This is a genomic window from Commensalibacter melissae (assembly GCF_009734185.1).
In the GTDB taxonomy this organism is placed as follows: Bacteria; Pseudomonadota; Alphaproteobacteria; order Acetobacterales; family Acetobacteraceae; genus Commensalibacter; species Commensalibacter melissae.
Genome location: NZ_CP046393.1, coordinates 1,237,411 through 1,259,638 on the forward strand (window position 1 = coordinate 1,237,411; position 22,228 = coordinate 1,259,638).

Below are 22,228 nucleotides of genomic sequence, written 5' to 3' on the forward strand. Positions count from 1 at the left end.
TTCCATTTAAATAATGTAGAATAACTTTATTTAATTACATTACATTTAAAAAACAATGAACTCTGTAAACTATAAATATTTGTTACTTATCTGGCTTATCTCCAATACACTATTATCCGCAACAATTGTGAAATATGTTGCCTCAGTTGGTATTATGGATAATCCAAACCAACGGAGTTCTCATACATTTCCAATACCAAAAGGCGGTGGGATAGGTATCATTTCCGCCTTTTTAACTGCCAATATAAGTTTTATTTACTTATTTAACCAGCATTATTCTTTATCAATCATAGGTTTATTATCAATCATTACATTCATATCATTATTTTCGTGGCTGGACGATATCAAACAATGGTCAGCCTTATCCAAACTGGCAATTCAATTTATTGCATCCGTAAGTGTTTGTATTTTTGTCTTTCCAGCCTCTTTCTTAGAAAACCATTTATATTTGCTTCCTTTTTTTATAATCTGGCTTGTTTATATAACTAATGCTTATAATTTTATGGATGGTTTAAACGGTTTAGCTGCTGGAGTTGCCGCAATCTGCTGCCTGTTTATTTATTTTTATAGCACAAATCTGGAAAATAAAATTTTTGCATTATCTCTATTGACTGGATTGCTCGGTTTTCTTCCTTTTAATTTCCCAAAAGCTGAAATTTTTATGGGAGATGTCGGCAGTCAAGCTTGCGGTTTGATATTGGCCTCTTTTGCCATTATCCCCTTAGGCACAGCGATCAATTCAGACTTTGTCACCTTAATTTCTCAAAATGTAATAATATTTTTTCTTTTGTTTGGTTTCATTTTTGATGTGACTTTTACATTAATACGTAGAATAATTAACAAGGAACCTTATTTACAAGCACATCGCAGCCATTTATATCAAATGGCCCATCGCAGTCATATTTCTCCGATTTTAATCACGTTTATAGAATGTTTATTTTGCATTTGGGGTGGTTTTTTATTCTATATATTCCCGCTTACTTCATTGCAAAACATTGAACTCGCGTGCTCGCTACTGATTTTGCCTCAACTTATCTGGACTTTATTCATTCTTTACAAAACACAGTCTTTAAATATAAAAAAATGGTAACTGTATGATATCTAGTTACCATTTCCAAAAATTCAAACAACTATTTTTTCATTTTATCTAGTTGTTCACCATTTAATTCATCTGCAGTCATATGACTTTTATTTGCAGATTTTTTAATATTTTTTTCTTTCTGCTTGTCAGCTTCAGCTGCTTTTTGCAAATGTTTATCAACAAATTTAATTTCAAAACCTGCAGGTGCACCGGCCAATCTTCCGCCAACAGTGTTTGTATCCATTTTAATGATAACATTCTTTGCATTTTTTAGATTTCCAGCCCCTACACCAACACCAGCTGTGGCTTCACCCGTAGCGGCAGCATATTTTCCAGCAAAATCATATATATTTTTTAACTGAAAAACACGTCCTGTTGCTTGAGATTTTGAAAAACCTAATGCAACAACATCACCACCCTTTATCTTGAACTTGTAAACATGTCCTCTATAATGAAGAATACCATCTCCCCAAGTATAACCAACGCCTAAATCTGCTGAATGAAAGGTCATAGTCACCGTACCTACGGATTTTTCAGAAGATGCAGCAGCTTGGTGAACACGTTTGTGATGATTGGCCGCAAATATTGGATTAATTAAAAAAGACGATCCAATCAGAGTGGCGGCAAAGAGTAAGTTATTATTTTTCATTATGATTTCCCCAAATAGTTTCTGTACTATAATAACACTTACCTGGAAATAAATAAATATATTAAACTACATTCTCATTTTGGGTATTAAATAAAAAAGCAGTTATTGAATTAATAACTGCTCTTACAACATATATAGTAATTGTTATATAACCATTATTATTGCTTCACAGCTTCGCTCATAATGGATTGAATATTCTGCAAATATTCATAACCTTCTTCTGTACGCTGCACTAATACAGAGCGACGATCCATAGGGTCTGTTTTTCTACCTAGCAAATTGAGTTCTTCCAATCGATCCAGAGCTCTTGTGATAGCTGGTTTTGAAACTCTTAGAGCCGCTGCCAATCCACGAACAGTCTGAACTGTTTCATTCAAATAACAAATCAAGAAAACAGCCAATTGACGTGCTGACAAGTCAGGTTTATCCTGACGTACCATTGTCGTGATTGTATTCTGGAGAATAACAATCTGTTGTTCAAAAGGGATTTTTTTAGAAGTCATTTTATAACCTTTGAATAATTACTTACATATAACGTTGTGTCAGTTAAACAAATGAGTATTATGACTTAAAATATCAACCTTCTCTACAAAAAATTATAACAAATTAATTACAATTAATTTGACACACCAAAAAAACATAGGAAAAGTAATAAAAATTTCTCATTGAAAAATTAGTTTATTAAGATTTAAGCTTTATTTACCTCCTTTTTATTTTGATAGTAAAATTATTTTACTCTTTTTTTTTGATTTTGTAACTATATAATAACAAAAAGTAATAAAAATAAACCAAGCACTTCCGATATATAATGCCATACGCGTGTCAAACTGTATCATTAGCGTCAATAACGTGAAAAAAATAAATATTATGCAAAGAATACAGGAGATATATCCACCAGGTAATTTGAAGAAAGAACTCATGTGTTTATGAAAATGTTTTTTTCTATACTGGATATAGGACAGTAATATTAGCAACCAGGTAAATAATGAAATAATTGTCGCAATGGAAGCCACCAAAGTAAAAATTTCAATAATACTTTTATTATTAAAAAGTAATAAGATAACTGAAGTTAATAAACATAAGCAAGAAAATCTCAGACCATTTATCGGTATAGAATGTTTGGATAAATTCCCAAAAAAAGCAGGCGCTTTATTAAGTCTTGCCAAACCATATAACATACGGCTACTGGAAAATACCCCGCTGTTTGTGGATGATGCAGCTGACGTAATCACAACAATATAGACTATTGCAGCAGCTGCAGGGAGACCAGCAAACAAAAACAACATGATAAATGGACTTTTGGATGGATTGATACTTTGCCAAGGAATAACCGCCATAATAACCATTACAGAAAATACGTAAAACATCAAAATTCTTAAAGGGATATTATTAATGGCCTTGGGTAAATTTTTTTCCGGATCTTTAGATTCAGCCGCAACGGTACCAATCAGCTCAACTCCAATAAAGGCAAAGGTGGCACTTTGAAATCCAGCCAAAAACCCCTCAAATCCATTAGGAAACAAATTACCATGATTCCATATGTTTTTTACAGAGGTCACGTCTCCTGATGGAGAACGAAAACCCGTAACGATAAAAAAGATACCAACAAGAATTAAAACAATAATGGCTAGAATTTTGATAATGGCAAAACTAAATTCCATTTCACCAAATATTCGAACAGTCAAGCGGTTTAAAATATAAAATATTGCGATACAGCATAGAGCCGGTATCCAAGAATACAAATTGGGATAAAATATTTGCGTATATCCTGAAATGGCAATTAGATCTGCAATACCAATGACAATCCAGCACAACCAGTAAGACCAACCCAAAACAAAGCCGCAACAAGGTCCAAGCAATTCTGTAACAAAATCTACAAATGATCTGTATCGTAAATCAGATAAAAGAATTTCGCCCAAGGCACGCATTACAAGGAATACAATAATACCAATAATACAGTAAATAAAAATAATAGAGGGACCAGCAAGTGAAATCGTATTAGCCGCTCCCATAAAAAGACCAGTGCCTATACACCCTCCAATTGCAATTAACTGCATATGTCGGTTACTCAAATTTCTTTTTAGTTCTGTATCTATACCCTGACCCATAAAAAACCTTTGTTACATTGATTTTTCAAACGTGTTTGAAAATGATTAATTTTTTGCAAGCAATAAATTAATTATTTAATTATTAATTAAAATAAAATCTCAAAACAATTGTAATTTATAATTATCATTGAATGATTATCTAGTTAATTTATCTATTATCCTGTACGCTTATCAAAAACAGCTGATATAAATTATCTATAATGACACAAATCAAAGCAATACTTGGACCAACAAATACTGGCAAGACCTATACAGCTCTTGAACGCTTGCTTGCTTATCCTTCCGGAATCATTGGATTTCCCCTAAGGCTTCTTGCCAAGGAAAACTATGACCGAATGGTTAAAATCAAAGGAAAAAAAAATGTCGGGCTTATAACAGGTGAGGAAAAAGTTGTCCCACCCCAGGCAAAATGGTTTTCCTGCACTGTTGAGGCAATGCCTGTTCATATACCCGTTGATATTGTCATCATTGATGAAATTCAGCTTTGTTCAGATCCAGATCGTGGACACATTTTTACCCACCGGCTTCTTCATTGCCGCGGAACATATGAAACAATTTTTCTCGGAGCTGATACAATCATCCCTATTTTGAAAAAACTTGTTCCATCTATCGAAATACAAACACGGCCAAGACTTTCATCATTAGTATATAATGGATTTACCAAATTAACAAAATTGCCACCACGTTGTGCAATTGTTGCCTTTTCAGCCCATGAAGTTTATGCCATTGCAGAATTGGTCAAGCGTCAAAAAGGTGGATGTGCAATTATCATGGGACGACTTTCTCCCCGTACTCGTAATGCACAAATGGAACTTTATCAAAATAAAGAGGTTGACTATTTGATTGCCACCGATGCAATTGGCATGGGTTTGAATATGGATGTCAATCATATCGCTTTTGTGAATTTATCAAAATATGATGGACGACAGATGCGTAATCTCTATCCAAGTGAAATTGCTCAAATTGCAGGTAGGGCTGGGAGAGGCTCAAAGGATGGAACATTTGGCATAACCGCGAATTGTCCAATAATTTCTGATAAAATTGTCAATGCCATAGAAAATCATGCTTTCGATCCCATAAAACAAATTTATTGGCGTAATCATGATCTCGATTTTCAAAATCCCCTGACACTTTTTTCCACCTTATCCACACCTTCACTGTTTCCACAGCTTATAACTGGTCAATATTCTTCTGATCTTAAAAACCTATCTTATCTTATCCAAGACCATGAAGTACGTTCAATATGTACGTCACAATTTAAAACTGAATTGTTATGGGAATGTTGTCAAATACCCGACTTTAAAAAAATTGGCAGTGAATATCATGCACGGATATGTAAACAAATTTTCCTTTTTTTGATCAAACAAGGCCATATACCTGAAAATTGGATTGATCAGCAAATTCAACAGCTAAATCATTTGCAGGGGGACATCGATACCTTAATGCAGAGACTTGCCAGTATTCGTATCTATTCATTTTTAACAACAAAAAATAATTGGGTAGAATCATCATCTTATTGGCACGCCCAAACAAAAGAGATAGAAGAAAAACTTTCCGACACGCTACATGACAGTTTGGTATCAAAGTTCGTTAATCAAAGGGTCACAAACCTTATCCATCATTTATCTCACTCTAAACAAATAAATGCCTTTACCTCTATAACAAATGAAGGGAATATTTCAATTGATGGCGAGTTTATTGGTAAAATTCGGGGATTTTGTTTTCAACTTCCGGATTCAATCCATAAAGACGAACGCTCTTTTATTTTAAAAAAAATTAATAAATCGATTGAAAAATTTATCCCTCAACAGGTTAATCGATTAATTCACGATAATGATAAAGAATTTATGATAGATCATGATAAAAAAATTATATCATGGCAAAAATCACCAATCGCTCAATTAAAAAAAGGCAAGGATTTTTTTCATCCAGATATCTGCCTTTTAAATAAGGATTTAATTCAACAAGTTTTTCAAAATTTAATCTTGAGAAGATTGAAAGAATTTTTAGAAAATTATAATCGAAGATTATTTCCAAATTTTTTTAATGCCTTGGATAATGATAACAACACATCAGAACTACGTGGAATTCTGCATCAACTTTATGAAAATGGAGGCATTTTATGGACTGAACAATATTTCAATTTGTCAAAAGACACAATTAAACAATTGAAACATTACAAGATTCATTATGGAAATCACGCAATTTATATCGAAAACTTTTTTAAAGAAAAACAATATTATTTACGACATACACTCCTCACACTCAATGAACAGATTGCTAATCCTGTTTTACTTTCACCTAAACAAGTTGCTTATTTAACTTCTTCGACAATGAACAAAAATCTTGTTGCCAAGATGGGATGGCTTGTTGCCAATAAACAGATCATCAGATTGGATATTGCAGAAAAATTGACGTTCAAGCTTAAGAAAGCGTCAAAAAAACATCCTGTTTGTTTTCATAAAAAATGGATAGCACCTGTTCCATATTATAATGATAACATTATTCCACTACTTAAATCTCTAAAATTGCAACCCAAAAAACCTGAAAAATTAACATATGAAAAATTTGGCCCTCCAGCACCCTTATTAATTAAAAAAATTAAAATAAAAAAACAGCGCAAAATTAAACATATGACGCATCTTACCCAAGATAATCCATTTAACATTCTTAAAAACTTTCTTTTGAATCGTACATGAACTATCAAACTGAGCTAATCTGTCAACGTATTGATATCTGGCTTTGGCATGCTAGAATATATAAATCCCGATCGATTAGTCATTTCTCGATTAAAAACGAAATTATAAAAATAAATTCAAAATCAGTTATCAAACCTGCAACTTTAATAAAAAAAGACGATATCATTACCATTCCCTGGAATAATAGTAGCAGGGTAATACAGGTCTTGGGTTTTTCAACCCGAAGAGTTTCAGCAAAATTATGTCACTCTTTATACAAAGAAATTCTTGAAAAATAGATTTTGATGTAATAAAGAAAATGAATAATTTTCTTGTTAGTCATCAAGATGATACCTAACTTATATAAGTAAGCTATTTTATATAATTAAGAAAAACAATTATTTAGGGAAAAACCCTTATTTAACTAGTATGAATCGGAGAAAACAATGGCCTATGTGGTCACAGAAAACTGTATCCGCTGCAAATATATGGATTGTGTAGAAGTATGTCCCGTCGACTGCTTCTATGCGGGTGAAAATTTTCTAGTTATAAGCCCAGAAGAATGTATCGATTGTGGAGTATGTGAACCTGAATGCCCTGCAGAAGCTATATTCCCTGACAGTGATGATCGTTCTACCGACTGGATTGAGATCAATGCTGAACTGTCCAAATCATGGCCAAACATTACAAGAAAAGAAAATACACCTTCGGATGCTGATGAATGGAACGGAAAGCCTGATAAAAAAGATATGCTTTCCCGGGAACCGCATAAGAGCTAATGTATATCAGTCTTTAATCAATAAAAAACCCTTTATCAAATGATAAAGGGTTTTTTTACAACTTGATTTCATTTTGCCCCATAATGATTTACAGGACAAAACGTAAATATAATTATCGAGACATCATGTTATAACTTGCATTATGCATTACGAATAACGTTCCAAATACAATAACGATTGCTACGAAAAGCGAAAATGCATAACTTACCAAATCAACACGTTTTTCTGGAGACACACTGACATGCAAGAAAAATACTGACTGAACAATAATTTGTAATGCTGCCAATACCCCAAGCGTAGTTGCAGTAGCCATCGTTGAAAACATATGTTCCATAACGATATAAAAAGCAATTACCGTAAGGATGATCGATAATACATACCCGACTATATAGGATGCTACAGAGCCGTGTCCTGCCTCTTCTGAGGCTGTAGTGTGATTTTCTGTCATTATGCCATACTCAACAGGTAAACGAAACTAAATACGCAAATCCAAACAATATCCAAGAAATGCCAAAATAAACTCATACAAGCCAATCTTGGCATCATTGTTTTGTTTAGACCCTTTGTTACCAATTGAATCATCAGAACCGTCATCCAAATCAGACCCAAAGTAACATGTAAGCCATGCGTTCCAACAAGTGTAAAGAATGCCGACCAATAAGCGCTAACGGTTGGTGAGGCACCATGTTGAACAAAAGCGATAAACTCTTGAACTTCCAAAACAAGGAACCCTAAACCAAGAATGGCTGAAACCACCATCCATAAAAGTGTTCCATTGTTACTGTTACGACGCGCCTGAATCATCGCGAAACCGAAGGTAAGTGAACTTGTCAACAGCAAGGCAGTTTCAATAGCCACTCGTCCCAGTTCAAACATTTCTTTACTGGTTGGACCACCAGCAAACTGATTTCTTAAAACCGCATAACTGGTAAATAAACACCCAAAGACAATGCAGTCCGACATCAAATACATCCAAAAGCCAAAGAATGAATGATTTTCATGCTCATGTTCGTGTTCATGAACATTTTGTGAAGTATTTGACATCGTTGTACTCATATTCTCAGCCATTATTCAGCCACCTGTGTCATAAGTTTACGAGAATGTTCTTTTTCAATACGTTCAACTTCTGAAGCAGGAATGACATATTCTTTATCATCTTTAAAGCTATAGCCAATAGCTAATACAAAATTAAGAATTACGGTAACAATCACAAGCCACCAGATATGCCAAACTGCCGCAAATCCCAGAACCAATGCAAACATGCCATGCCAAAAACCTGCAGACGTGTTTTTAGGCATAAGAATATCCTTATAGGTTTCAGACGTACGACGTGTATCAATTCCATGCTCTTTATTATATGCATAAGCATCACGTGATTGAACAACTGGAATATGAGCAAAGTTATAAACAGGAGCTGGAGAAGAAGTTGACCATTCAAGACTACGACCATCCCATGGATCACCCGTTACATCAATATTTTCAGGTTTTTTCGCGTTAATAATACCAAGGAAAATCTGTAATAATTGGCAAACAACACCACAAAGGATACAAAATACACCAACACAGGCAATCTGTAACCAGAAATGCCAATTGGGATTGTCATAATGATTCAAACGACGAACCATTCCATCAAATCCGGTAATGTATAATGGAACAAATGAAAGGAAAAATCCAAAGAACCAGAAAAAGAATGCGGCCTTACCAAGTTTCTGACTCATCTTGAAACCGGTTACTTTTGGAGCCCAAAAATTCATCCCCGCGACATAACCAAAATAAACACCACCAATAATAGTATTATGGAAGTGAGCAATCAAGAATTCACTATTATGCAAAACGAAGTCACTGGCTGGAATTGCCAGCATAACCCCGGTCATACCACCAATAACGAAAACAATCATAAATCCGATTGTCCAATACATTGGTGCAGTAAATTCGATACGTCCTCTAAACATGGTAAAGAGCCAGTTAAAGACCTTAACTCCTGTTGGGATGGCAATGATCATCGTCATGATACCAAAAAAGGTATTAACATTTGCTCCGGCACCCATTGTAAAGAAGTGGTGAACCCAAACCAGCAAGGACAAGGTCGTAATCGCCAAACTTGCATAAACCATTGTTGCATAACCGAATAATGGTTTTTTGCAAAATACAGGAACAACTTCCGAGAAAACACCAAAGGCAGGAATTACAAGAATGTAAACTTCAGGATGTCCCCATGCCCAGATCAGATTCAAATACAACATTACATTTCCACCACCATCATTGGTAAAGAAATGCATTCCACAATAACGATCCAGTGCCAATTCAGCCACAGCTACTGTCAAGGCAGGGAATGTCGTAAAAATCATGATACAAGATGCAATAACAGTCCATGTGAAAACAGGAATACGCATCCATGTCATTCCTGGGGCACGCATTTTGACAACTGTAGTTATAAAGTTAACAGCAGTCAAAAGCGTTCCAACACCGGAAATCTGAACAGCCCAGATATAATAGTCTACCCCTACGCCAGGACTGAACTGCAATTCAGAAACAGGTGGATAGGCCAACCAACCAGCAGTCGAGAAATCACCAATAAACAAAGAGATGTTAACTAGTATAGCACCAGCAGTCGTTAACCAAAAACTTAATGAGTTGATAAATGGAAAAGCGACGTCACGAGCACCAATCTGCAAAGGAACGATAAGGTTAAATAGACCCTGCATAAATGCCATGGCCATGAAGAAAATCATGATTGTACCATGAGCAGTGAAAATTTGGTCATAATGCGATGGAGGCAGGTAACCAGGACTATTATAAGCCATGGCCTGTTGCAGACGCATCATGATAGCATCCGCAAATCCACGGAATAACATAACAAGTGCAAGCACGATGTACATTATACCGATACGCTTGTGATCAACCGAGAAAAGCCAGTTTCTGAACAATACACCCCATTTACCATAGTATGTGATCGCTCCTAAAACAGCCAATCCAACAATAACTACCCCAATAAATGTCCCTACCAATATAGGTACATGATATGGAATAGCCGAAAGACTTAATTTACCTAACATTTATCTATTCCTCTGCGTGCTTCATTTCACCAGATTGACTTGAGCTCATATGAATCATTTGCCCAGTAGCTTTATCCATAACCATACCATTGTTATATTTTGCTATGATTGTATCGAATAAAACCGGTTCAACATGAGCATAGTATTCAACTGGATTTTTGATACTATCTTCATGCAGTTTAGCATATGTTTCATTGTTCAAGTCTTGAGAAGACGCACGAACTTTTTCAATCCAGTCCTGAAATCCCTTTTCATCTTTAACCAATGTACGGAATCTCATATCTGAATATCCAGCACCACTGTAATTATTGGTTTCCCCCAAATAATCACCTTCTGTAGAAGCCAATAAATGCAATTGAGTTTGCATACCAGCCATTACATAGACTTGTGACCCTAGCTGCGGAATCCAAAAAGAGTTCATTGTTGCATCGGACGTTAATCGGAAGGAAACTGGTGTATTAACAGGTACCACCAATTGATTAACTGTGGCTATACCATATTCAGGATAAATAAATAACCATTTCCAGTTTAACGCAACAACCTGAACATCAATTGGCTTGACTTGTGGATTATCAGCAGGTGCAGCGATTGGTTTATAAGGATCCAATTCATGAGATGAAACAAATGTTTTATATGCAAGAAAAGCAATCAAACACATTGGAATTCCCCACATACATATTTCAATCGGAAGTGAGAAATCCCATTTTGGTGAATATGTTGCACTGGTATTTGATGCACGATAACGTCTTGCAATAATTAAGGTTGCAATAATAACGGGAATAACAACGCAAAGCATTGCCCCTACCGTCATCATAATCAATTCTTTCTCACTTTGTCCTATCGGTCCTTTTGGATCAAATAAAACCAAGTTACATCCACCCAACATAAGAGTAGATGTTAAACCCACTACCGATAATGTAATTTTCGGTAATAATTTTTTCATTCTATGCCTCGTTGATTCTGACATCGCTCAACTCATCAGCGTGTTTATTTTATAAAACTTCTTTTTAATTGAGAAATCATATAAAAAAACAGTTTTATATTATTAAATTTTTACATAAAATTCATTCTTCATAAAAAGACCACAATTTTTTCTAAATTTAGACATATAATCATGATCTTAGTATAATGTTATTTTATATCTAATTGTTTACTATAAATAACATCCCATTACAACTCACTTTATAAGCAAGCACTTATTTAAATATTGATTATGGATTATACCTATAGTCAAAAAAATAGTGCTGAAAAAAAACAGCACTATTTTCAACATTCATAAAACTGTCATTTTAAGCTTAGTTGTCGTTTTGACGAACACCCATGAATTGCAGCATAAACTGAAACAGGTTGATAAAATTCAAATACATACTTAAGGCATCATAAACGCTGGCTTTAAGCACGATATCAGACCCTTCATATTGATAAAGATTTTGATAGGAAAGCTTAATACGTTGAGTATCCGTAGCGGCAAGACCTGTAAAAATGATCACTCCAACTATATTAATGATTAATCCTAGTTGTCCGCTTTTGAAAAAAATATTCGCAACCATGGCTAAAACAAGACCAAACAGGCCCATCCCTAAAAAAGAACCTATTCCTGTCAAATCTTTGTGAGTTGAGTATCCCCACAAAGACATTCCCGCAAACATACCTGCTGTGACCACAAACGTCCTTACGATGGATTCACCTGTATATACATAAAAGATATTTGCCATACTAACGCCCATGACACCACAAAATACCCAGAAAAGTGTTTGGGCAGCTTGCGTTGAAAGGCGATTGACCCCAAAGGACATTACCAATACAAATGCCAATGGTGAAAAAATAGCGATATAACCCAATAATGTTGGTGTGATTCCAATGGTTCTGTACCCCATCACTACCGGATGATAAAATATATTACCTAAAGATGTGTTAACAACCAAATATGAAACTAATGCAGTTAGCAACAACCCTGATGCCATCCAATTATAGATACGAAGCATATAATTTCTAAGACCTGCATCATATGCGACTTTGGCATTGACATTGGTCATATTGTTATAAGAATCAGGACGAAATACCATTTACTTTACTCATTAAAATTTTCATAGACTTATATAATATATTTCATTTACAGCCCAAATATCAAGCGTTGAAAAAAAATATGTTATATTCATAATTAATACGCAAAGAGTTGAATTATAAAAACAGAATTGATCATATGCGCTTATTTATAGGTATTGATTTCCCAGATTATGTAACTCGCCATTTAAGTCAATTAAGAGGTAGTTTGACCTATGTAAGATGGTATGACCCTAGGACCTACCACCTCACACTAAATTTTATAGGTGAAATTAATGACTATGATCTGTTGAATGATCTTGATTTGACACTTGAAAAAATATCGCCTCCTTCATTCAATTTGACAATTGATAAGGTTAATCTATTTCAAACAGCTTCCAATACCCAAATATTATGGGCGGGGATCCAGCCTTCTGAGAGTCTGGTTCATTTACGTAAAAAAGTGGAACAAATCTTAAGACAATTAGAAATCAAAACTCAAAAACAAAAATTTGTTCCCCATATTACACTGGGGAAAGGTTCTTGCCTTCCTCAAGAACATATCAAACAATGGTTGAATCATTATAACCTGTTAAAAATTCCCGATATTGAAATAACCCACTTCTCATTGTTCAGCTCGTATCCTGGTAAAGAGCAGCCCAATTACATAATTGAGAAAAATTATCCATTATCTTTTCAAACTTAAGATTTTTTGAATTTACCAATCAGATTAATCATAAAACTAGCATACTGGACTTCACAACAAACAAAATGGTCCGTTTTATCCAGTTTCAAACTCGCTAATCCAAAATCATGATAAATGGTCAGGTATTTTTTTCCCGCACCCCAAAAACCAATAGACCGATTTTCTTGTAACGCCAAATCCCTAAGACGCCAGATAGTATTGACAATTTCACGTTCATTACCCACGGGATCTCCTATTCCGACTAAAAAATTATCCTTACGAATAAAAGGTATAGCCGTTCCCTCCTTTGAGCAGATCAAGATACCATTCGGTTTAATATCATCCAGTAATTTATTGTCTGTATCAGACATAACCCGATATAATTCTTTAGTTTCCCCTGACCAGGGCCATGAAACTATTTTTGCTGGAAGCATAAGCTTAAACAATATTAAAATTCCGCTTATTCCCACCACTGCAATAATTATTTTTGTTGCGATTGAAATATTGCCAGAGAAAAAAACCTGAACAACTCCATATTGGGCAATTGATTGCGGGATTAACCAGTTTATTATCAATACAGTGGTTAAAAATAAAATAACCTCTACAATAATTTTGCTGGAAAACGGTGCATCCGTTAAACTGGCTGATCGATAATAACATTTTCTAAACGGTGCAATAAAAAACGCAACCAAAGTCAGTATGGCCGGAATAATGAGATAAGTTCCCATAATCAACGTAATTACTGCTGATGCAATTAAAATACAAAGACTTAATCCCCATGCGAGTGTAATTCTACGGACTAATGACACCGTAAGAGTTAATAGGATAAGACCTAAAAATGATAAAATATAATCGCCTGTAAGTTCAATAAATAATGAAAAAGTTCCTGCATCGTGAAGAATCAATCCTGAATCAAACAAAGGCACAGCCAGATCAATCAAAGCGCAAATAAAAACTGCCGCTGCTGCAATGGCTACAGAAAAAGCCGCATCACTCTCCCGCAGATTTTCATCAATGAATAGAGATGGATTAAATCGTAACAAATTCTTTTTTCTGGGCTTATCAAATATGGATTTGCTTCTAATTAAAATTTCATGCACTGCAAACATACTGCCTGCAATAAACAATGGTATTAAATAATACAAAAACCGGAAAACAAATATAACACACATAATATTGGCCATTGGCATATAATTTTTTAAAGCCAATATCATGCTGCCCTCAAACACCCCTGCACCTCCAGGTACACTTGATATTAACCCGGCAATATAAGAAGCGATATAAATCGCCATAAAAGACATAAAATCAAGTGCAGGATAACCGATCATGATTGAATGAGACGGCACGACACAATAAGGGATTGCAGCCGTTATTATAACTTCAGCAGTTGCGACAACAATTTGTGAAATAGCCATGGATGGCCGAGGAAACGATAAAGTATATTTCCAAACTTTTAACGTGTTGCATCGGAATGAAAGAAAAATATAACCAAAGACCCCTAACCACGCGATAATTCCGATAAAAATAAATATCCAGCCTGGCAATGCCTGCCCAATGATTGGTAATGAATTCGATTTAAATATTAATAACCCGCCTACTAGCACCGCAACACCTATAAAATAGGTAATGGAACAAAAGGCGATAACCTGGAGGATTTCTAAAGGCTTAAGCCCCCAACTCCCATATAAACGGAAACGAACCATTGCACCAGAAACTGCCGACAAACCAATATTATGTGAAAGCACATAGGAACAAAAAGATGCAAAGGCAGTTTTCAAAAAAGACAAGCGGTATCCAATTTGTCTAACAGCCATTTTATCATAAAACGACAGGACAAAAAATGACAATAAAGTGCACACACCAGCCATTAACAAGGAAAAAGTGGGAATTTGTTCAAAAGATAGCTTAATCTCTTTCAGGCTGAGATGTTTGAATTCCTTTTGCACAACATAAATTGCAGCCACGAATAACAAAACACCAAGAATACGAGAACAATATTTTAAGTGAATCTTCCAACCCGTGTTTTTATAATGTTTCCCATCATTCTGGGTGTTATTGAGTTTTTCGAAATCCGATGGCTGCATGAATCTTCTATGTTATAATTGATAAAGCAAAATCTTTCGATCTTCTTATATTTATCTTTTTACCGCCTTGTTAATCAACTCTATTGTTTCTTTTATTCCATATACGGCGATAAACATTCCGAAACGTGGCCCATCTTTTTGTCCGAGTAACACTTCATAAAGACAACCAAACCAATCCCTTAACGGTTCAAATTCGTATTTTTTACCAATTGCAAACACCAAATTTTGTAAAATATCTGGTTTATGCTCTTCCGCTGGTAATTTCTTCAATTCAACAGATAACTCAATCAAAGCCCTTGCCTCTCGTTCATCCGGTGTACGATAAACCTTATGGGGACGAATGAAATCAGCATAATATGCCAGGGCATTCTCTACTAGCTGAGCCAACATGGGGTTATTATCTGGCGATACAGATTCATCATATCGTTTAAGAAATCCCCATAATATTTCGGCTCTTTCCGCATTCGCAACACTGGCAAGATTTAATAACATTGCGAATGAAATCGGACTTCCCGCTTTTTTTGGTAAAACACCTCCATGTATGAACCAGGCAGGATTAGCATATTTCTTTTCTTTTTCAGCGGGTCCGACACTATCATCTCCCCGCTCTGATTTCTGCCAATTTTCAACATGTTTAAGATATTCATCTGTAGTCTTGGGTATAACATCAAAAAATAATCTTTTCGCCCGCCTAGGTGCATTAAACATATATTGCGCAAGACTTTCCGAGGGACCATATCGCAACCATTCTTCAATCGATAATCCATTTCCTTTCGATTTTGAGATTTTTTGCCCCTGATCATCAAGAAATAATTCATATGTTAGATTGGCTGGTGGAGTGCCACCAAGAATTTTACAAATCTTGCTTGAAAGTCGAACACTGTCAATCAGATCCTTTCCTGACATTTCATAATCTACCCCCAGGGCATACCAGCGCATTGCCCAATCAGCTTTCCATTGTAATTTTGCATGTCCACCTGTAACAGGGGTTTCAAAAAGCTTGCCATTCTCATCACGCCATTGAATAGTTCCAGATACCGGATCAATTTTTTCCATAGGAACTTGCATAACAATTCCCGTTTCAGGATGGACAGGTAATACAGGGGAATAGGTGGCCCGTCTTTCTTCTCTCAGTGTCGGTGCAATTACAGCAACTATCTTGTCGTGAACTTCCAATATTCTTTTCAAAGCGGAATCGAATTTTCCTGATTGATAATATTCTGTTGAGGAGGCAAATTTATATTCAAATCCAAAATGATCAAGAAAGGAACAAAGTTGGGCATTATTATGTGCACCAAAAGATTCATGTGTTCCAAATGGATCAGGTATACTTGACAAAGGTTTTCCTAAATGTTCTTTTAACATTTCCTGATTAGGTACATTTTCTGGAACTTTACGTAAACCATCCATATCATCGGAAAATGCAAGAATGACAGCTTTTTTCCCTGTCAGGGCCTGATATGCCTGGCTGACCCAAGAAGTGCGAGCCACTTCGCCAAATGTTCCGATATGCGGTAAACCAGAAGGACCATATCCTGTTTCAAGCAAGGCGGGTTTATCCGATTTATCTTTTTTATTCCGAACATGTTCAGCCAATTTTACGGCTTCCTCGAAAGGCCATATTTTGGGTATTGAAGTAAAAGAAGAAAAATCGTTTATTGTCATTATTTTACAGCCACTATAAAAATGCCTGCCCTCTGATTAAATATGGATTTAAAAAACTATTATCTGTTAGATTAACAGGATAAAAATCAATATATTATCATATACGTATGAATTGTTAGAAAATAAATGGTTTTAAAAGATTATTCCGCATTAATTATTCATGATAATCAATTTTCATTATTTAATACGGATGGAGAAATTCTTAATTTACCGTTACAGACATTGATTGCTGAACTTGAACAAACAACTGAATTGCTGATCATACACAAATCTTATACCTACCGTAAACTAAAATCCCCAAAAACCATTCATACTGACCGGTGGCTTGATTTGCTTGAACTTGCCGCATTTGTATTTCCCGTTCAATCCTTTGGCTATACAGTCACAAATTTTGCCAATGCATTAAAAATCCCCATGCCTTTAAATCCTGAAGCTGATTTTTTAATAATTATCTGCGATTATCTTATCCTAAAATTCAAGGAAGAATATAATCATGGCAACAAAGACATGATTGCTGCTCGGCTAGCGGCCCTCTATCATGCACAATGGTTATGGGCTCCAATATTATTATCTGCACTTGATATTTCTCTACCGTTACCAGCGCAACAACTGCAAGCTTCCGACGCGCTCAGAATATGGCAACGATTACCAAAATGGCAAGAACTTTCCCCACGTCCCCAACCCAGCCAATTTCCTGTCAAACGCCAGGAAACCTTTAATCGTTTGGCCGAAATTCTGGGACTTGGCGCTGAAGATCGAGCTGGACAAATTGATTTTACAGATGTTGCCCGTTATGCATTTGAACCTTGTGTGGAACAGGGAAAACCCAATATTGTATTAGCCGAGGCAGGAACAGGTACAGGAAAGACCTCTGCCTATATTGCTCCAGCAAGTTTATGGGCTGAACACAATAAAGGAACAGTTTGGATAAATACCTACACGCGCCATTTACAAAGGCAAATCGAACATGAATTCCATCATCTTTATCCAGATCCTGCCACCCGCAAGAAAAAAATTGTTGTCCGAAAAGGTAGAGAGAATTATTTATGTTTATTAAATTTAGATGAATATATTACGCTTCATTTCAATAAAAATGATGGTAACGGTGATAATATCGCCATTATTTTATTATGCAACTGGGCTGAACAAAGTAATGATGGTGATCTTTTTGGAGGTGACCTGCCCAACTGGTTCCATGATCTTTTTGACAACAGAATATTATCTATTCTTGCTGAAAGACGGGGTGAATGCATTCATGCAAGTTGCCCACATTACCAAACTTGTTTTGTTGAACATTCCATTCGCAGAGCCCAAAATGCAGAAATTGTTATTGCAAATCACGCCCTGGTCATTAACCACTTTGCCTGGTCTTTAGATAATGCCTCTCCTGAATGGGAAAGTAATCTACCGTCCCGCTTGATTTTTGACGAGGCCCATCATATATCGGATGCAGCCGATTCAGCTTTTTCAACCGCTTTCTCAGCTACTGAAACCAGCGAATTGAGACGATGGCTATTAGGAAATGAAGGAAACAATACACGTTCAAAAGGATTGAAAAAGCGTATTCATGACGTAATTATTGGCAATAAAGCGCTTGAAAAAGATTTGGAAGAAATTATTGATTCCGCCTTTATTTTACCCCCCTTAAATTGGTCAAGTCATCTTGCATCATTTCATGACAATAAGAATGAAAACCTAACCAATTTATCTGAGCGTTTCTTTTACCTCATATATCAGCAAATACAAGCCCGTTCTTCCCGTAACCAAATTATCAATCAGTCCTACGCAGAAACAAGACAATATGAATGCGATCTCTATCCGCTATTACCGGAATTAGTTGCACTTGTACCAAATTTAATTCAATCCTTTCAAAAATTGCTAAACTATCTTTTAAAATTTACACGCAATATAGAAACCAAATTAAATAATGAAAAAGACTCTCTGGACAAAATGTCCCTTGAGAGACTTGAGACAACTCACGCAACATTAACCCGGAAAGCGGTTACTCCCTTAACTCTATGGTTGGATCTTTTGACTTCATTGAATAAACCAGAACATTCCAATAGCCAACCTAAAACTCATGTTTCATTTCTGAAATCTGAACATAAGAATAAAAATATAACAAACGTAGGTTTATTTCATCATTGGCTTGACCCAACCATTCCATTGATGAAAATGCTGGCACCTTCAATACAAGGTATGCTTTTCACCTCTGCAACCTTACGCGATGAAAGTAACAATGACACAGAAGCATCCTGGCAAGCAGCCGAACAAAGAGTTGGGACAGAACATCTTCCCGTTCAACCTCTTAGAGCTGCATTAAGTTGTCCCTTCAATTATGACAAGCAAGCCCGTGTTTTTGTAGTTAATGACATTAATATTCATTCCATCAATGAAGTGGCCCATGCCTACCTGCATTTATTCAAGGCCTCCAAAGGTGGCGCATTGGGATTGTTTACAGCAATTCATCGGTTACGTGCAATTTATCACCAGATTAATGAATCTTTGGAAAAAGATAATATTTCTCTTTTTGCACAACATATCGATCCATTGAGTAATAATAGTCTGGTTGAATTGTTTAAAAATGATATGCACTCCTGTCTATTTGGTACTGATGCCATGCGGGATGGAATCAATATTCCAGGTAATTCTTTACGCCTTGTTGTATTTGAAAGAATACCCTGGCCTCGCCCTGATATTCTTTATCGAGAAAGAAGAAAGTATTTTTATAAAGACAAACCCAATCTTTATGATGAGCAAATTGTTCGCTTGCGCTTAAGACAGGCTTTTGGCAGATTGATACGTACTCAATCAGACAAGGGAATTTTTATTATTTTGGACCGTCGTACACCAACTCGTGTATTGTCCGCTTTCCCAAAAAATGTTCCGATACGAAGACAGAGCCTACAAGAGATAATCAATCAGACGACCCTTTTTTATGAAAAATAAATCATCATAAACAACAAAACCAGCTCTTTATCAAAAGAGCTGGCTTGCTTACGGTAAATAGATAACTCTAATACCAGTAATCGTATGCTTCGATCTTACAAAGGCTTGAGATTAGCTGCAGCAGCTTTACCTCTTTCTGTTACAATATCATAGCTTACACGCTGATTTTCCTTCAAATCACGAAGTCCAGCAGCCTGAACAGCTGTAATATGCACAAAAACGTCCTTGCCACCTTCTTCAGGGACAATAAAACCAAATCCTTTTGTAGGATTAAACCATTTCACGGTTCCAGTATACATTATAACCGCGCATCCTTATCATATATAGAATATCAAGCCTTGAAACATAGACCTGATATAGAGTTAAAATCAAAACGAATAAATCGTTTACCTATTCAGAAAGAAAACTTTCATGGGACTATTTGACACATAAAATAAATAAACTGTCAATATAATTATTATTTATTAAATAAAAAAAACATATATATTGTAAATTTAATATAAAATATAAATAAATTTTTAGTATTTATTAAAATTTTATAATATTTATTTATTATTTAGAATAAAACACTTAAAAAATATATCGCAACATTTCATTTACAATATTATTCAAGACTATTTAATATGGTTAATTTAATAATTACTACTTCATAAGTGTGACCAAATATTCATATATATAAAAAGGTTACTGCCATTATTGACAGTAACCTTTCAGGATAAGATAATTATTTAGTTATTATCCTTTGTGCAATAAGGGAGAAATTAGAAATCCATTCCACCCATACCGCCCATGCCACCCATACCTGCAGGCATTTCAGGAGCTTTTTTCTCTGGACGTTCTGCAACCATCGCTTCAGTTGTAATCAACAGACCGGCTACAGAAGCCGCATCTTGTAAAGCGCTACGAACAACCTTTGTCGGATCAATAATACCGGCCTGAACGAGATCTTTATATTCTCCAACCTGAGCATCAAAACCGAAATTATATGAGTCATTTTCAAGAACTTTACCAGCGATAACCGCACCGTCTTCACCAGCATTTTCAACAATTTGGCGTAATGGGGTTTGCAATGCCTTGCGAACAATATCAACACCAACACGTTGATCATCATTTTCGTGAGTATGATTGGAAAGTCTTAAAGATGCACGTGCCAATGCGGTACCACCACCTGGAACAATACCCTCCTCAACTGCTGCACGAGTTGCATGAAGAGCATCATCCACACGATCACGACGTTCCTTAACTTCCACCTCTGTAGATCCACCAACGCGGATAACAGCAACACCACCTGCTAATTTAGCAAGACGTTCCTGTAATTTCTCACGATCATAATCTGAGGTTGTCTCTTCAATCTGAGCACGGATTTGGTTACAACGTCCCTTGATTTGATCAACGTCACCAGTACCTTCAACGATTGTTGTATTTTCCTTATCGATATGAACTTTTTTAGCGTTACCAAGCATTTTAATTGTAACGTTTTCAAGTTTAATGCCGATATCTTCACTTACAACCTGACCACCGGTTAAAATGGCAATATCTTCAAGCATTGCCTTACGACGATCACCAAAACCAGGCGCTTTCACAGCAGCAATTTTTAAGCCACCACGCAACTTGTTAACAACCAAGGTTGCCAATGCCTCACCATCAACATCTTCAGCAATAATCAACAACGGACGACCGCTTTGAACAACACTTTCCAACAAAGGCAACATTGGCTGTAAAGATGAAAGCTTCTTTTCATGGATCAAGATTAAAGGATTATCAAGATCAGCGGTCATTTTTTCTGCGTTTGTAACGAAATATGGAGAAATATAACCACGATCAAATTGCATTCCCTCAACAACGTCGAGTTCTGTTTGCAACCCTTTAGCTTCCTCAACAGTGATAACGCCCTCTTTGCCAACTTTTTCCATGGCTTTGCTGATCATATCACCAATTTCTTTTTCACCATTTGCAGAAATGGTTCCAACCTGAGCAATTTCGGATTGGGTAGAAATTTTCTTTGTTTTTGCCTTCAATTCTTCAACAACGATTGAAACAGCCTTATCAATTCCGCGTTTCAGATCCATAGGATTCATACCGGCAGCAACCGATTTTAACCCTTCACGAACAATCGCTTGAGCTAAAACTGTGGCGGTTGTTGTTCCGTCACCGGCAACATCATTGGTTTTTGAAGCAACCTCGCGAACCATTTGGGCGCCCATATTCTCAAACTTGTCAGCAAGCTCGATTTCTTTTGCAACAGATACACCGTCCTTGGTAATACGGGGTGCACCAAAGCTTTTATCAAGAACAACGTTACGTCCTTTTGGACCCAAGGTTACCTTAACTGCATCTGCCAGAATATCAACGCCACGTAACATACGTTGACGTGCATCAGCACCAAATCTTACATCTTTGGCTGCCATAATCTTAATCTCCTACAAGAAATTCTTTAAAAAAAGTCAAAAT

At 35.9% G+C, this 22,228-nt stretch carries 18 protein-coding genes; 6 read left to right on the top strand and 12 right to left on the bottom strand.

Translation table 11 applies throughout. The features are described from left to right. The first annotated feature begins 55 nt into the window (after positions 1-55). Positions 56-1,090: an MraY family glycosyltransferase gene (locus tag GN303_RS05510; protein ID WP_110438180.1), complete on the top strand. Its 1,035-nt coding sequence runs from the start codon at positions 56-58 to the stop codon at positions 1,088-1,090. Positions 1,091-1,130: 40 nt separating this feature from the next. On the opposite strand, the gene GN303_RS05515 is transcribed toward GN303_RS05510, so the two are convergent. From GN303_RS05515 to GN303_RS05525, 3 genes are all read right to left on the bottom strand, one after another. Beyond that, on the bottom strand, positions 1,131-1,730 hold the full coding sequence (locus tag GN303_RS05515) for a hypothetical protein (RefSeq protein ID WP_110438181.1): 600 nt from the start codon (positions 1,728-1,730) through the stop codon (positions 1,131-1,133). Between the two features lie 158 nt (positions 1,731-1,888). Beyond that, the gene (locus GN303_RS05520) at positions 1,889-2,233 is read right to left on the bottom strand and encodes a MarR family transcriptional regulator (protein WP_110438182.1); all 345 of its coding nucleotides are present in this window, start codon (positions 2,231-2,233) and stop codon (positions 1,889-1,891) included. A 207-nt stretch (positions 2,234-2,440) separates the two neighbouring features. Next, positions 2,441-3,838, bottom strand: a complete 1,398-nt coding sequence (locus tag GN303_RS05525; RefSeq protein ID WP_110438183.1) for an amino acid permease — start codon at positions 3,836-3,838, stop codon at positions 2,441-2,443. 200 nt (positions 3,839-4,038) lie between these two features. Here GN303_RS05525 and GN303_RS05530 point away from each other — a divergent pair, with 200 nt between their 5' ends. The 3 genes from GN303_RS05530 to fdxA all read left to right on the top strand — a co-directional run bounded on the left by GN303_RS05530 (position 4,039) and on the right by fdxA (position 7,295). Continuing rightward, positions 4,039-6,537, top strand: a complete 2,499-nt coding sequence (locus GN303_RS05530) for a helicase-related protein (protein ID WP_110438184.1) — start codon at positions 4,039-4,041, stop codon at positions 6,535-6,537. Further along, positions 6,534-6,815 (top strand): RNA-binding S4 domain-containing protein, encoded by a 282-nt coding sequence (locus tag GN303_RS05535; RefSeq protein ID WP_110438185.1) that lies wholly within the window; start codon positions 6,534-6,536, stop codon positions 6,813-6,815. The genes GN303_RS05530 and GN303_RS05535 overlap by 4 nt, the downstream gene beginning before the upstream one ends. Positions 6,816-6,962: 147 nt before the next feature. Next, positions 6,963-7,295, top strand: a complete 333-nt coding sequence (gene fdxA / locus GN303_RS05540; RefSeq protein ID WP_110438186.1) for a ferredoxin FdxA — start codon at positions 6,963-6,965, stop codon at positions 7,293-7,295. Between the two features lie 112 nt (positions 7,296-7,407). Here fdxA and cyoD read toward each other — a convergent pair whose 3' ends face one another. From cyoD to GN303_RS05565, 5 genes are all read right to left on the bottom strand, one after another. Continuing rightward, entirely contained in the window at positions 7,408-7,743 is a 336-nt protein-coding gene (cyoD, locus tag GN303_RS05545; protein ID WP_110438187.1) for a cytochrome o ubiquinol oxidase subunit IV, read from the bottom strand. Further along, complete coding sequence (cyoC, locus tag GN303_RS05550; protein WP_196424137.1) at positions 7,743-8,363, bottom strand: cytochrome o ubiquinol oxidase subunit III; 621 nt, start codon at positions 8,361-8,363, stop codon at positions 7,743-7,745. Before cyoC ends, cyoD begins: the two co-directional genes overlap by 1 nt. Next, entirely contained in the window at positions 8,363-10,351 is a 1,989-nt protein-coding gene (gene cyoB, locus GN303_RS05555) for a cytochrome o ubiquinol oxidase subunit I (RefSeq protein ID WP_110438188.1), read from the bottom strand. Before cyoB ends, cyoC begins: the two co-directional genes overlap by 1 nt. Before the next feature lie 4 nt (positions 10,352-10,355). Then, complete coding sequence (cyoA, locus tag GN303_RS05560) at positions 10,356-11,294, bottom strand: ubiquinol oxidase subunit II (protein WP_110438189.1); 939 nt, start codon at positions 11,292-11,294, stop codon at positions 10,356-10,358. 352 nt (positions 11,295-11,646) lie between these two features. Continuing rightward, a complete protein-coding gene (locus GN303_RS05565; protein WP_110438190.1) occupies positions 11,647-12,417 on the bottom strand; it encodes a Bax inhibitor-1/YccA family protein in 771 nt (256 codons plus the stop codon). 137 nt (positions 12,418-12,554) lie between these two features. On the opposite strand from GN303_RS05565, the gene thpR reads away from it, so the two are divergent. Beyond that, positions 12,555-13,100: an RNA 2',3'-cyclic phosphodiesterase gene (gene thpR / locus GN303_RS05570; RefSeq protein WP_110438191.1), complete on the top strand. Its 546-nt coding sequence runs from the start codon at positions 12,555-12,557 to the stop codon at positions 13,098-13,100. Here the strand turns inward: thpR and GN303_RS05575 are convergent. Both GN303_RS05575 and GN303_RS05580 read right to left on the bottom strand, forming a co-directional pair. Further along, positions 13,097-15,163: a lysylphosphatidylglycerol synthase domain-containing protein gene (locus GN303_RS05575; RefSeq protein WP_110438192.1), complete on the bottom strand. Its 2,067-nt coding sequence runs from the start codon at positions 15,161-15,163 to the stop codon at positions 13,097-13,099. The two genes, thpR and GN303_RS05575, sit on opposite strands and share 4 nt — an antisense overlap. Positions 15,164-15,214: 51 nt before the next feature. Further along, a complete protein-coding gene (locus tag GN303_RS05580; protein ID WP_110438193.1) occupies positions 15,215-16,828 on the bottom strand; it encodes a lysine--tRNA ligase in 1,614 nt (537 codons plus the stop codon). A 126-nt stretch (positions 16,829-16,954) separates the two neighbouring features. On the opposite strand from GN303_RS05580, the gene GN303_RS05585 reads away from it, so the two are divergent. Next, positions 16,955-19,777, top strand: a complete 2,823-nt coding sequence (locus GN303_RS05585) for an ATP-dependent DNA helicase (protein WP_110438194.1) — start codon at positions 16,955-16,957, stop codon at positions 19,775-19,777. A 95-nt stretch (positions 19,778-19,872) separates the two neighbouring features. Here the strand turns inward: GN303_RS05585 and GN303_RS05590 are convergent, their stop codons facing one another. Both GN303_RS05590 and groL read right to left on the bottom strand, forming a co-directional pair. After that, positions 19,873-20,076 carry a cold-shock protein gene (locus GN303_RS05590; protein ID WP_110438195.1) on the bottom strand — a complete coding sequence of 68 codons (204 nt, stop codon included), beginning with the start codon at positions 20,074-20,076 and terminating at the stop codon, positions 19,873-19,875. Between the two features lie 462 nt (positions 20,077-20,538). After that, a complete protein-coding gene (groL, locus tag GN303_RS05595; RefSeq protein WP_110438196.1) occupies positions 20,539-22,185 on the bottom strand; it encodes a chaperonin GroEL in 1,647 nt (548 codons plus the stop codon). Between the last annotated feature and the right edge of the window lie 43 nt (positions 22,186-22,228).